Raw genomic sequence first — 14,018 nt, 5'->3', positions numbered from 1 at the left:
GTTTTTATTGGTGGTTGCTTTTTATAAAGTAGTAACGCGAGTGAATAAAATGCAGTTGTTACTGATAGGCGTGCCAGATGAGTTAAAAATTATCCATACTTTCAATATAAGATGGTTTTTTATGATTTAACTATAAATGTCAAAAAATGTGATCCACGTAAATAGAACAATGTTCCATTTTTGATATTATGCCGCTTTACCATAGTGTAACTGGCTTTTTTTAATCGATAATAACCTAAAACCATTTTAATCTGGCGAGCATTAATAACTAAGGATCATGTAATGCCAATTAACTTTACCGATGATTTTCCCTGACTGGGCGGTGCATTGAGATTATGACTCGCCACCCTTAAATTGGCTGATATCCAGCCGATGAAGTTTTACTTTTCGCCATAAGGTTGTGCGGCCTATCCCTAATAAGGTCGCCATTTCATTTAGCTGACCTTGGCACACCAGTGCCGCACGAATAATGGCCTGTCTTTCTAATTCTTGTAGTGATAAGACAGGCTGAGGTTGCGGCATCTCCGGTTCTAATAACAGCCTCTCCCCCAGTAGATGCTCTGGCAAATCATTGAGGTTAATGCGGTTATTGCGGCAAGCCATGGCGGCCCGCTCCACCACACTTTTCAGTTCCTGATCATTCCCGGGCCATGGGTATTGGCATAACTGACGGATAACACTCTCATCTGGCTGGTATTGGCAGTGGAAATGTTGCCCAATGCTTGCCAATGTATGCTGTACCAGTGGGGGGATATCCTGTTGACGCTGACGCAGTGGTGGAATATGTAATTCGAAAGATTGTAGGGTATAAAATAGCTGGCGGCGAAAACGCCCTTGTTTAACCAATAAGGGCAAATCTGCCCCGGTGGCGGTAATAATTCGGACATCGACTGGGATCACCCGATTAGAGTTGACCCGCATTACCATGCCAGTTTTGACGATTTGCAGCAGAGCTGACTGCATTTCCGGCGACAGATATTCAACTTGTTCCAGATATAAGGTGCCACCGTTAGCCAGTTCAAATTTGCTGGGTTGGCCGGATTCCCCTTCACTGGCATCACTACCAAGAAATTCTCGCGCCATGAAATTTTGTGGCAATGCCTGACAATTTAAGACGATATAAGGGCCATCGGCGCGATTGCTGGCATTATGGATTGCTTGCCCCAGCTGCTGTTTACCGACCCCTTCTTCCCCGTGCAGTAAAATCGGATGCCGGCCTTTGGCAGCCTGCTTGCCATAACGCACCAGGCGGCGCATTTCTAGTGAAGCAACCGGCATATCATCAAAAGTACAATTAGCCCCCCCTAATTGGTTGTGCACCATTTGCCGCAGTAATTCTTGTGGATGGAGTAATGCAATAAAGCCGCAGCGGTTACCATCTGGGATGGGTTTGAGGGTTAAGAGAGCCGGAATAAATTGCTGCTGATTCTCAAAGGTCACCTCGACGTGGCTGAGGGGATTACGGTGTAAAATGGCGTGGGTCAGTAAGGAGGGTAAGGTCAGCAAATCTGTGACCGGCTTGCCGAGGCTACTGGTTTCATCTAGTTGTAAAATAGCCGCAGCACGACGATTGAGATACAGCAGGCAACCGCGTTGGTCCCATGCCATGACACCATCGTCCACACCATCGAGTAGGGCATTGAGTTCATTCAGATGACGGTTAGTTTCTGCTAATAAACTATCTGCGTGGAGATAATTGCCAATTTCGCGGGCGATAGCCAATGTCAGAGGCAAATCACTTGCCGCATGTTCGGTGAGCAGGCTACCTAAAACAATGACCGCCCGTTGGCGGCCACTGTTGTCATACACCGGAGTGGCGCAAAAGCGCCACGGATGCAGCGCCTGTTTAAAATGCTGCTGGCCACTGACTTGTATCGGGTTGCCTTCAGCAATTGCCAGCGCCGGGGCATTGGTACCCATTAGCCCTTCTGCCCAATAACTGCCGCAATCAATCCCTAACGCCTGTAGCTGACTTATCGTTTGCGGATGCCCGCATTTCCATAGAGTACAGCCACTTTCATCCAGAATCAGCAGCACACAAGGGCGTGATTCCATATATTCGTAAGCATCTTCCAATGCCGCCTGACCTAATACCAGCAAGTCATTTTTGCGCTGACAAATTGACTGGAACGTCGCACCCACGGCCCGGTGAGGTACTCGCCATTGGTGGGCTTGCATCAATTTTTGGCAGCGCCGCCAGGAGTCGGCTAATGCAGGGGTGGTCACCGGTTCAGTGTTGCTCATTGAGCGCCTTAGAACCCGGATGTCGCCAATGGATCTGCCCTGGCAGAATCAGTTGATTTTGCGCCAGTGCTGATTCAGCAATCAAGCTGGTGATCATCTCAAAGCTGTGGCGTGCCAGCCCTTGGCAATCTTGTGCGATGGTATCTATTTTCAACGGCAGGCAGTCAAACAGATAGTGATCGTCAAAACTGCATAAATGAATCTCACTGTCCATTAATTGATGCTGATTGAGATAGCGCAGTACACCTTCTAACAAGCCACAGGCGGCAGTAAACACCGCTTTGGGGGGGCGGCCTAATTGGGCACAGAGTTGGGCAATCATTTCATAACCGGAACTGGGTAGGTAATGGCCATTTAGGACCCACTCGGGGCGGCAGGTAACCCCTGCCTGTTGCAGCCCCTGCTGAAAACCAGCCAGCCGATCGCGTGTAGGGGAGATGCGTGGCTGACCACCAAGAAAATAAAACTCATCAGGATGTTGGCGGGCAACGTTTTCAACCAGTATGGCGGTGGAGGCTACCGAGTCAGTGATAACCAGCGGCAAATCTGATTCACCAATTAATCGATCCATCTGCACCACTGGCAGGCGGGCATTGATCTTTTGATATTCGCTGTCATTGAGCTGGCTGGAGGCGACAATCAGGCCATCGACCTGACGTTGAACCAGGCTATTGACCGCCATCATTTCCTGGCCGGGATTCTCATCGGTGCAGGCAATCAGTAGCTGTAATCCAGCTTCGCGACACAGCATCTCCAGCTCCCGTGAAATCAGGGCAAATCCGTGATTGGTCATCTCCGGGACCACCAATCCTATGGTGTGGCTGCGGGTTGAGCGTAGAGAACGGGCGTGGAAGCTCGGTTGATAGTTATGTTCGTTGGCCAAGGCAATTATACGATCCCGCGTTTCATCGGAAACACGATACTCCTTGCTACGCCCATTGAGCACCAAACTGGTGGTCGATTTCGACACACCAGCCAGTTTGGCAATATCGTTAATGGTAATTCGTTTATGATTTTTCACAGGTTATTGTTTTTCACTGAGTGAATCTGTCGCCTTGAAAGATAGTTCATTCTAACATGGGCGAAGACAACAACCAGTGTTGCAGACACAGTTCAGCATTTCCGTTAAAGATTGCTATCGGGTCTTCAGTCGGGAAGTAGCATGTAGTCATTACCGCCTCTCCCTGATTGATAAATATCTCTATGCTGCAACTATCGCAGAGCAGTTGTAACTGTTGCAATTGGCCGCGCCAATAACGGAACTCTTGCAGCCCGGTACGCAGATTGCGGCGGCTTAGTGTGATACGTTCACCATCCCATATCAGCATCATTTCATCGCCTAATTCGAGGATAAATGGCGCACTAACCTCGACTATCATTTCAGCACTGCGGATGGAGAGTGCCGGTGCCTGTTGAGCACGACCTTGCCACTGACGATGCTCACGGCGCAATGCCTGCAATTCACGCGCGGGTCGTTGAATGACTTTGCCGTCAACCAGACTCAGCTCTCGTGGGCAGGTCATGGTATGGATCCAACCATGGGCTACGGTGGGTTGATACAACTCATCTTCATCCGGGATGCCCATCCAGGCGAATAACAGGCGGCGGCCATCTGCGGCCAGCGTGGTTTGTGGCGCGTAGAATTCGAAGCCGAGATCCAGTTCGTGGAAATCCTGATGGGTGAATGCTGCCTTGGTATAATCCAATTGGCCCAGTAAATAGCCAGCCTGGAAGGTATTACGGTAACGCTCTGCTTCAGCGGCGATGCCCTGCGGGCAGAAAATCAGCACCTCTTGATCCGCTAACCTGAACATGTCAGGGCATTCCCACATATAGCCAAACGGGCCTAATCCACCCAGACCAGAACCGGCAATTTCACCCAGATTGTGCCATTCACGTAAATCATCGGAGCGTAATAGCAGCACTTTCCCTTGCAGTTGCTTATCCTGCGCGCCTAAAACCATGAACCACTGACCGTCGTGCTGCCAGACTTTCGGGTCGCGAACATGGCCGGTATAGCCCGCAGGTAATGGGAGCACTGGCCCTAATTTGTCGTATTCCCCTCGTTCATTCTCCTGTGCCAGACATTGGAATGCGGTGCGCGAGCCATCAGGATATTTCACATTACCGGTGTAAATCAGCGTGATTCGGTCATCAGCAATGACGGCAGAACCTGAGTAGCAGCCGTGGCTTTCATATTCTTCACTGGGTACCAATGCGACAGGCTGATGCTCCCATTGAACCAGATCGACACTACGCCAATGGCCCCAGTATTTACTGCCATGGCGGCAATCCAACGGGTTCCATTGATAGAATAAATGGTAATAGCCAGCATGATAAATAAACCCGTTGGGATCATTCAGCAGCCCGACACTGGGAGCCAGGTGCCAACCTGGCCGATGAGGGTCACGCGATGCGCGGATTTGGCCACGCATCACTGCCAGCGTAAGTTGTTTTAGCAAACTGACTTCTTGCATTATTCGCTGTCCGTTTTGTACTTAAGCAGTAGAGAGATAATAAATGCAGCGCCAAATGCAATAACCAATCCAATCAGATAATTAACAATTGAATTGCCTTGTACGATAGCGATGCCCGGGATGCCGGTTAAGCCCACCGCGGTCATATTGACATGATTCGCGACGACCCAAGCGCCTCCTAATGCACCACCTGCCAGCGCAGCAAGGAAGGGTTTGATAAAGCGCAAATTAATCCCAAAAATAGCCGCTTCGGTAATACCAAGCATGGCAGAAAATGCCGATGGGATGGCGATGGCTTTAATTTTAGCATCGCGGGTCTTAAAGTAGACCGCCAAACAGGCTCCACCTTGTGCCACGTTTGCCATTGACCAGATGGGTAACAGGAAATTGACCCCGATATTCGGATTACCCAATAGCCCGGCCTCGATGGCGTGGAAGCTATGATGGATGCCGGTTATCACTATCACGGAATAAAGCCCACCAAACAGTAACCCGGCCAGCCAACCAGCATGGGTAATCAGAGTGCTAAGTACCAGCGAGATCCCATCCCCCAACACTCGTCCGGCAGGGCCGATAAATAATAGTGCAACGAAGCCAGTAATGATTACGGTCAAAAAGGGTGTGAGGATCAGGTCCAGCGCATCAGGTATCACTTTGCGCAGGCGTTTTTCCAACATACTCATAAACCACACTGCCAGTAGCACCGGGAATACAGTGCCCTGATAGCCAATCATCGCCACCTCCATACCGAAGAAATTCATAGTATGGAAACCGCCCGCCACTCCCCAGGCATTGGTTAGCGCTGGGTGCGTCAAAATGCCGCCCAGTGTTGCCCCCAGATACGGGTTACCGCCAAACTCTTTGGCAGCGGTGAAACCAATCAAGATAGGCAGAATGATAAAGGCAGCGGAGCTGAACATATCCAGCATGATAAACAGCGCGCTGTCAGCATCGGCCCAACCATAGGTTTTCACCATGCCGAGCAAGCCCATTAACAGGCCGGACGCCACAATTGCCGGAATGATCGGGACAAAAATATTAGATAGCAGGCGGGCAATGCGCTGGAACGGGTTGAGTTTACGCGCGGCCACAGCGGCAGCTTCAGATTTACTGGCTTCGTTTACACCTGCCACCTTGATAAATTCTGCATAAACTTTATTGACCAGCCCGGTCCCGAAAATCACCTGTAACTGCCCGGCATTGCTGAAGCAGCCCTTAACGCCATCGAGTTTCTCTACCGCTGATTTTTGCACCAAAGAGTCATCTGCCAGCACCAAACGCAGGCGAGTGGCGCAGTGTGCAGCACTGACTATATTCTCTTTACCACCAAGCAATGGGAGCAGAGCCGTTACGGTCTCATTGATATTCATGATATCCCTCGCAAATTTATTTTGATTCCTGCATGCCGAGGATCGTCACGGCAACAGGCGGTATTCGTCGTGATTACTGCGGTGCGTAATAGTTAGAACCAGGTTTCCATTTGGATACCAAAGTTCCATTGCCCACCGGCGGCAAAACCATCTTTACCGAAGGAATCATCCTTGGCGTAGTTATCCAGATCTTGGCTCCAATCCATATAGGTGGCGAACACCCGTATTTCTGGTCGGCTGAAGAAATTACTGATATCACCGGCTTTAAAGGTTGGGGCGAAGGTCAATTTATAGAAACCGCCACTGACTTTGTGATAATCCTTATAGCCTTGTGGGTCCAGGTTCATGTACTGATAACTACCTTCATAAGCCAACGCAAAGTTCTCGGTGATTTCTTGAATCAGGCGGGTATTGAATGTTATCCACTTATAGCTATCGCCCGAGACATAACGATCCTTACTTTGTTGCGCCAATATTGCTGGGGCCAGACTCCAGTTTTTACTTAATGCGGTGGTGCCGTAAGTCGCCAAACGCCAGGTATCTGCGCTGCTGGTTAAGTTGCCATCGGACCCGATAGATTTTACTTCAGCCCCTAAACCATGGCCGTACAGCAGCGCGGTTTTTGACGTACCATCACGTAGCCCATAGAAGCTGTCACCGTGATAGGCCAACATGCTGTGAATACCTTTATCTGTGGCATTAGTATTAACGGTTTCACCGCTATTTTTGCGCGCCTCATTATCTTTGGCGCGCAACCCGCTCACCATCCACTGGAAGGGGCCGCTATAGTTATTGGCAGTGAAAATATAGCTTTGAATATCGCTATTAACATTCTCGATCTCACCATAATTACGGCCATATAACGAGAAGTTACTCTTCAGGTTATCGGTCCATTTGATGTCATAAATACCGCCACCGGTACCGGCAAGGAATACCACGTCGGAATCCAGCCAGTGAATATCGAAGTTATCGCGATCGAAACGTTTACCGGCCCACAATGTACTGTCTTTAAAAATACCGTTAAAGGTTGGCAGGGTGCCCAGTTCGACAAATGCCTGGCGCACATTGAGGTCACTACTGTCGGCTGTCCAGTCGTTATAGCTGCGCTGACCATCTGCCAGCATTACTTTATAGCGGGTGGTGGCACCGTTATCCAGCTTCTGCTTTTTCTCCAAATTGACTTCGACATAAGTGTCAGGCTCATTACCCAAGCGGCCAACTGCCCCTCCGGTACTGCCGGCTGGCGAAACATATGGGCCACCTTGGGTGCCGGTGCCAGAGTCGTTCATTAGCAGGCCGGAACGGGCATAACCATGAAACTCAAAACCGTTGCCATCCTGTGTTTTGCTTTCCAGTTTATCTGTGCGCTTAGCCACCTGAACGGTCTTTTCTTCTGCCTGACGCGTTCGAGTTTCCAGCTTTTGTGCCTGTTTTTCGGCAATTTCGGCGCGTGTTTCTGCATTTTTTGCCCGTTGTTCCGCTTGTTGCAATCGTTGCTCCAACGCATTGAGGCGGGCTTCAATATCCATGTTTGAGGAAGACGAGGGTGAGGCTGCAGAGGTGGTTGTCGCTGCACAAGAAAGGATAAGTCCTATTGATACAGCAAGATAGCTTGGTTTTATCATCATTTTATATCACTCGGTATGTGATTGATTGTATTTGTGCTAAACAGCTAAACCGGTTTTTCATGGCTAACATAAGGGGGATCCTTGGGGATTAGCAAAACATTTTGCTAACCCGATTCAGCTATTGTGATCCAGACTGCAAAGTGCATGACTTTTTGAGGCGAATAAGGCGATGAGCAGGAAGAAGGCGCGCGCGATAATGCATGTGGCAGGCGCTAACATGCTGGGTGTTTAGCAAAAAGAGTGACAGGTAAGAGGAGGGGCGGATGCCTGCCTGTCAAAGGCGACATCCTAAATGGTTTATGCAGAGGAGGATTTATGCAGTTAGTGGTCGGGTTGGAGAAAATGCCGCAACTGTTGAGCATTAGGTAACGCAGTCATTGCTCCTTTAGCGCTGGTGGCTAAAGCACCACAGGCTTGTGCCTGATCGATGGCGGCGGTGAGATCTGCACCTAAATACCAATTCGGTAGCCGTGCCAATGCTGTCAGCAACCCAGCGACAAAGGCATCACCCGCGCCAGTCGTGTCTATTGGGGTGATTTTCCTACTCGGGTATTTTTGCAGACGATGGCGGTTATGCACCCAAACGCCATTGGCACCCAGTGTTACCAGTAGCAATTTGCAGCAATAGTCGGCCATCAACTGTTCCATTGCGCCAGCAATATCCTGATCCGGGCAGATAAAGTTCAGTTCTTCCAATGACAGTTTCACCACATCGGCCAATAGCAGCGCCTGTTGCAGACAGGGGAGCAACGCTTGTGGTTCGCGCCAGATATCGGCACGGATATTGGGATCAAAGCTGATCCAACCACCGTCGGCTTTCATACGGCGCATCGCCTCAAAGGCGGTACTACGGCTCGGCTCTTGGCTTAAGGCAATAGAGCACAAATGCAGCCACTGATTGCTTTTAAATTCAGGTAAATCATCTGGTTGTAAGAATAGATCGGCACTCGGTGTCACCATAAATGTAAAAGTGCGTTCGCCATGCTCATCTAAATCCACCACAACTGTAGAGGTATGGTGCAGCGGATCCTGTGTCATCGCGTGGGTATCGACGTTTTCCTGTTGTAATATCTGCTGCATAAAACGACCAAAACTGTCTTGCCCAACCCGGCCAATAAAGGCACTTTTACCACCCAATCGGGCGATGCCGACCGCCACATTGGCAGGTGCGCCACCTGGACACTTAAGGTAATTATTTGAATTTTCAGGAACTAAATCAATTACAGCATCACCTAAAACCCAAATGGTATTTTCCATGATAAACCCCTGTTTTCTTCAATCCTATTTGCTGCTAAAAGTAGAAGAATCGGTTTAGCAAAGCAACAAAATAATCCGTTATAGTAAAAAACAGTGCTAAGCCCCAGACCCTGATTCGCAATACTCTCCCTGCATGGTTTTTCTTTATATAAATGATAATCATTATTGTACATGTATTGTGATATACGAATATGGGCCAGATTACCCTGAGACATTGAGCAACATTGCCTGGATGATGGATGGGTATTTGAACTGGGGGGTAATAGCGCAATTTACGGTTTTAAACGCTAATTATGTTCAACTGTGCGGAAGGATGATTCGCTTAAATAGATGTTATCTGCCAGCAGATGAGCTAGTGATTTATTTTTTTTAGATGCAATGACAAGGTTTAATAACATAATGAAAGTGAAATATAATATCGCAGTATTAAACTCAACCATTATCGAAGAAAATAATAATTGAGTTTGTACCGCGTCATTTAATCAAGGTGACGATTCAACGTTTGATAATTTCTCTCCGGCAAAGGCAACTTTATTCCGGCCATCTTTTTTGGCCCGGTAAAGTGCTTCATCCGCGGCTTTAAGCGAGGAGGCCAGATCATAGGCTTGCAGAGGAGAAATACCTGCGCTCAATGTCACGGTTGTAGAAACCTTATGGTTAAAAACATGTGGAATATCAAGTCCTAAAACCCGTTGGCGCACGCGCTCAGCCAACTGGCTTGCATACTCTTCACTCACATGAGTCAGTAGCACTAAAAACTCTTCGCCACCGTAGCGCACCACGATATCCCGTGAACGAACAGCATCACGGATAGCCGCCGCAACACGTACCAGTGCTTGGTCCCCCATCGTGTGACCATAGTTATCGTTATAAGCTTTAAAATGGTCGATATCGAGCAACAATACGTAATGATTGCCGGGAGACTGAGCCAGCAGTGTTTCAAGTTTATTCTCCAGACCACGGCGATTATACAAACTGGTTAAGGGGTCTATCATGCTTAAATCACTGAATTTTTCCCTTTCATTATAAAGGCGTGCGACAAGTTTTCGGGTAAAGTCATCGCTACGACGTAGCATCAAATGATGTAAGGAGAAACCAATCAGTGGCAGCATGATGGTGAATACAATACGGAAAATATTTTGAAAATCGTCGAGTAAAATAACGGTTAATGCTGCTGGTGCACTGTGTAGACAAAAAGCAAGGAAATTATCAGACAGGGCTATGGTGCTGATAAAGAAAATCGTAAACAGGCTGAGTAGTAAGTAGTTATTTTCATTATTACCCAAATATTCGTATTTAAGAATGATTTGCCAGGCCCAAAGCAGGCCCATGATTATTGAAAATAAATTCAGTTTATTGGCATAATTCTTCGAAATAAAAATCAGATAAGCTGCGGTACTCAGGCTGATAACCGTGATCAGTACTATCGGTAATGTCACTGCTGGCGTTTCAGGTGACGGTAATATCATACTAAAAATAGCAGACGACGCATTAAGAAATAAAAAAAGCAGTAAAGAGAGCCGATGCTTACTTTTCAGAAGCTGATCGTAGGAATGGCTATTCATATTCAATTCACTCTGCATAATGTCGTGCTGTCAGTAGACAAATAAACAATATCCTCATGAAGCCCTATTATTTAGGCATCACGATAAATAGTTTTTCTTAGTAATTATTTTTGTTTGAAGCGTTTTAGTATCGTTTTAGGAATTTTCTTAACCAAAATTACCATTTTTGTTTCAGCCTGTCATCATGATGTTTCTTAACTTGATGTTGTCGCTGTCTGTCCGCTGCTAACAACTTCATAGTGCAGACTGCGACAGAGTGATATATGATATTAGTTATCATTATCACTTGGGGCCATTATTATGATTACAGCCAGATTAGCCGCTTATCGCTGGTGTGGGATCAGTGGGTTATTGAGCCGTGGTATGTCTAGTGGTTGGGGGATATTGCTGCCTTTTGCTTTACTGCCGGTTTTGGGATGGGCAGATATCACCGTCGGTCAGTTACGTATCCTGATTGTGCTCGCCATGCTGGCCACGGTTAGCATGTTGTATCACGCGCGGTTACGGCATTTCTTATTGCTGCCATCATGTCTGGCGCTGTTGGGTGGCCTGACGGCGGTGTTAATGCACAGCGGGATGCATTGAACCCAATCGCATTGGCTGAATTTTCTGTATTACAGGCATTTACGTGTATTTCAGGAAGAGGTCCTGCCAGAAGAGAGGTATTACTGTGCTTTTGAAATCATTGTGGTGCGAAGGGAGGGACTTGAACCCTCACGTCCGTAAGAACACTAACACCTGAAGCTAGCGCGTCTACCAATTCCGCCACCATCGCCCAAATGATTTCTTACTGCTTATATCCGTCATACTTCAAACTGCATCTGCGTTGGCTGCCTTTGTTCACCCCAGTCACTTACTGGTGTAAGCTCTTGGGAGTTCACTCGTTTGCCGTCTTTCTGCAATTCGAATTATTTTGGGTATATCTTAAAAAAGTAAAGCTTAGGATTTATATCACCAGCTTGGTGCGAAGGGAGGGACTTGAACCCTCACGTCCGTAAGAACACTAACACCTGAAGCTAGCGCGTCTACCAATTCCGCCACCATCGCATGTGCTGTGCAATATAAATCTCCCCTCGTACTTGAAGCCACAGGCTATTAAACCTCAATCACTTACCGCAGTAAGCCTATCTGGGTTGGTTTGCTGCCTGCAATGCCAATTACGTTGGGGATATACTACGAATCGCCAAGAAAAGTATGTTTGGTGCGAAGGGAGGGACTTGAACCCTCACGTCCGTAAGAACACTAACACCTGAAGCTAGCGCGTCTACCAATTCCGCCACCATCGCGTACCGGAACATCACTTTTATAAAGCAACTACGGAGGCGAATTCTAGAGATTTTCACGTTCAGGTCAATACTTATTTCCCCTAAGCGGGACGTTTGCTGTAAAAAGCATCATATGTTGAGCAATTGATTTGATTACAGAAGTATTTTTAGTTTTTAACGCCCGCTTGGTCGTGTTGGTGATAACTGTGGATAATCGGAAAACAGTTCAATCAGCCAGTCAATCAGCACTCTTACTCTAGGGGCAAGAAAGCGCCCCGCAGGGAACATAATAAACAGCGGCATGGCCGGTGGTGGACAGTGGGGCAACACCTCAATCAGTTCGCCTTGGGTTAATTGGCCCTGAATACCTGGCGTGGGAGCTTGAATCAATCCCAGGCCTGCGACACCGGCTGCGATATAAGCATCGGCACCATTGACACTCAAGATGCCAGGTAATGTGCGGCTTTCAACTTTCCCCTGATAAACAAATTCTAATGGGTAATCACGGCCATTCATCTGTGAAAAATAACCCACCGCTTGATGGTCGGCCAGGTCGTCGAGGGACTGCGGAACACCATATTTGGCGAGATAAGCTGGTGACGCACAGGTTATCTGTGGTTGCTGACCAATATTACGTGCTGCTAATTGCTCATCATGGGGCAGCCATGCACGCAAAACACAATCGACACCTTCACGCATCAGGTCAATGGTACTGTCATTCGCGCCGAGAATCAGCGTGATATGGGGATAACGCTGATAAAAGTCATTTAGTGCGGGGATAACCACATTGCGGGCTAGCGAATGTGGCATATCAATGCGTACTTTCCCTTCCGGTTGCAGCCGCTGATGGCTGAACAGCGAGTCAGCCTCTTCAAACGCCGACAGTAATTGCAAACAACGCTGGTAATACAGTGTGCCTTCCGCGGTGATATTCACTTGCCGGGTGGTGCGTACCAATAAACGCACGCCTAAGCGCTGCTCTAACCGTTTTAAGGTATGGCTGACCGTTGCGCGGGGCAATTGCAGTTTCTCCGCCGCGCGACTGAAGCTACCTAATTCAACAATACGGACAAATATCCGCATAGCTTGTATTTGGTCCATGATTGCACTCGTCCATTGTTGGTGTTTTTTGAACAGTAATGAGCAATCTGCATTATTTATCTTTCCTCGCTAAACAACCACACTTTCTTCCGACATCATTAACGGGGAATATCACAATGCAACAACGTCAATTAGGTTCGAATGGCCCACTAGTCTCAGCGCTGGGGCTTGGCTGCATGGGGATGAGTGACTTTTACTCCACCAATCAGGACGTGAATGAATCCATTGCGACGTTACATCGCGCGCTGGAGTTGGGGGTGACTTTACTCGATACCGCTGACATGTATGGCCCATTTACCAATGAGGAGTTGGTTGGACGCGCCATTAAAGGCAAACGTGATCAGGTCTTTCTGGCTACTAAATTTGGCATTGTACGTGATCCGACTGACCCGACAGTGCGGGGCGTCAGTAGCCAGCCTGATTATATTCGTAAGTCTGTTGACGGTAGCCTGAAGCGGTTGGGTGTTGATGTTATTGACCTTTATTACCAGCATCGTGGCGACCCGAGTGTACCGGTTGAAGATGTGATTGGCACTCTGGCTGATTTGGTCACTGCCGGTAAAATACGTTATATCGGTTTGAGTGAAGTCTCAGCGGCAACATTAGAGAAGGCCCATCAGGTGCATCCAATTACCGCAGTACAGAGTGAATACTCACTTTGGACACGAGATGTGGAATCTTCTGTATTGGCGACCTGCGAACGGTTAGGTGTGGGTTTTGTGGCTTATAGTCCTCTGGGGCGCGGTTTTCTGACCGGAGCGTTACGCCGCCCGGAAGATCTGGCTGCTGATGATTTCCGCCGTCATAACCCGCGTTTTCAGGGGGATAATTTTGCCATGAATCTGGTATTAGCTGATGCGGTGGTGGAAATGGCGCGCGCGAAAGGGGTAAAACCCTCTCAACTGGCGCTGGCCTGGGTATTGGCGCAGGGGAAATATATTGTCCCAATCCCTGGGACCAAACGGCGTGCTTATCTGGAAGAGAATCTGGCGGCACTCGATCTGGCACTCAGCCCGCAAGAGCTGGCAGCACTGGATGCAGTATTCCCGTTCCATGCCGCAGCGGGTGAACGCTACGGCGTGGAAGGGATGGCCCATCTTAACGCCTAGTT

10 protein-coding genes and 3 tRNA genes are annotated in these 14,018 nt (G+C 48.2%); 2 read left to right on the top strand and 11 right to left on the bottom strand.

All coding sequences use genetic code 11. The features are described from left to right. Positions 1-333 precede the first annotated feature (333 nt). The 7 genes from dhaR to V2A85_RS03595 form a co-directional block, all read right to left on the bottom strand. Positions 334-2,244, bottom strand: a complete 1,911-nt coding sequence (dhaR, locus tag V2A85_RS03625; RefSeq protein WP_372557931.1) for a dihydroxyacetone kinase operon transcriptional regulator DhaR — start codon at positions 2,242-2,244, stop codon at positions 334-336. Beyond that, positions 2,231-3,265 (bottom strand): LacI family DNA-binding transcriptional regulator, encoded by a 1,035-nt coding sequence (locus V2A85_RS03620; RefSeq protein WP_372557932.1) that lies wholly within the window; start codon positions 3,263-3,265, stop codon positions 2,231-2,233. The genes dhaR and V2A85_RS03620 overlap by 14 nt, the downstream gene beginning before the upstream one ends. A 46-nt stretch (positions 3,266-3,311) precedes the next feature. Continuing rightward, positions 3,312-4,721: a glycoside hydrolase family 32 protein gene (locus tag V2A85_RS03615; protein WP_372557933.1), complete on the bottom strand. Its 1,410-nt coding sequence runs from the start codon at positions 4,719-4,721 to the stop codon at positions 3,312-3,314. Beyond that, entirely contained in the window at positions 4,721-6,091 is a 1,371-nt protein-coding gene (locus V2A85_RS03610; protein ID WP_032907263.1) for a sucrose-specific PTS transporter subunit IIBC, read from the bottom strand. The genes V2A85_RS03615 and V2A85_RS03610 overlap by 1 nt, the downstream gene beginning before the upstream one ends. A 92-nt stretch (positions 6,092-6,183) precedes the next feature. Further along, the gene (locus tag V2A85_RS03605; RefSeq protein WP_372557935.1) at positions 6,184-7,719 is read right to left on the bottom strand and encodes a carbohydrate porin; all 1,536 of its coding nucleotides are present in this window, start codon (positions 7,717-7,719) and stop codon (positions 6,184-6,186) included. 321 nt (positions 7,720-8,040) lie between these two features. Next, a complete protein-coding gene (locus tag V2A85_RS03600) occupies positions 8,041-8,976 on the bottom strand; it encodes an aminoimidazole riboside kinase (protein ID WP_420070898.1) in 936 nt (311 codons plus the stop codon). A gap of 482 nt (positions 8,977-9,458) precedes the next feature. Then, positions 9,459-10,559: a GGDEF domain-containing protein gene (locus V2A85_RS03595; RefSeq protein WP_372557937.1), complete on the bottom strand. Its 1,101-nt coding sequence runs from the start codon at positions 10,557-10,559 to the stop codon at positions 9,459-9,461. 282 nt (positions 10,560-10,841) lie between these two features. Between V2A85_RS03595 and V2A85_RS03590 the strand changes: the two genes are divergently transcribed. Further along, complete coding sequence (locus tag V2A85_RS03590) at positions 10,842-11,126, top strand: DUF1435 domain-containing protein (protein WP_372557938.1); 285 nt, start codon at positions 10,842-10,844, stop codon at positions 11,124-11,126. Positions 11,127-11,229: 103 nt separating this feature from the next. Here V2A85_RS03590 and V2A85_RS03585 read toward each other — a convergent pair. From V2A85_RS03585 to V2A85_RS03570, 4 genes are all read right to left on the bottom strand, one after another. Then, positions 11,230-11,316 (bottom strand) — tRNA-Leu (locus V2A85_RS03585). Between the two features lie 185 nt (positions 11,317-11,501). Further along, positions 11,502-11,588: transfer RNA gene (locus tag V2A85_RS03580), tRNA-Leu, on the bottom strand. A 152-nt stretch (positions 11,589-11,740) separates the two neighbouring features. Continuing rightward, positions 11,741-11,827, bottom strand: a tRNA-Leu gene (locus tag V2A85_RS03575). A gap of 153 nt (positions 11,828-11,980) precedes the next feature. Beyond that, positions 11,981-12,907 (bottom strand): LysR family transcriptional regulator, encoded by a 927-nt coding sequence (locus V2A85_RS03570; protein WP_420070897.1) that lies wholly within the window; start codon positions 12,905-12,907, stop codon positions 11,981-11,983. A gap of 116 nt (positions 12,908-13,023) precedes the next feature. Here V2A85_RS03570 and V2A85_RS03565 point away from each other — a divergent pair, with 116 nt between their 5' ends. Then, the gene (locus tag V2A85_RS03565) at positions 13,024-14,016 is read left to right on the top strand and encodes an aldo/keto reductase (protein WP_420070896.1); all 993 of its coding nucleotides are present in this window, start codon (positions 13,024-13,026) and stop codon (positions 14,014-14,016) included. Positions 14,017-14,018: the final 2 nt, after the last annotated feature.

The organism is Yersinia sp. 1252 StPb PI (assembly GCF_048593885.1).
GTDB classification, from domain to species: Bacteria; Pseudomonadota; Gammaproteobacteria; order Enterobacterales; family Enterobacteriaceae; genus Yersinia; species Yersinia enterocolitica_E.
This window is presented reverse-complemented; position numbering and strand designations above follow the sequence as displayed.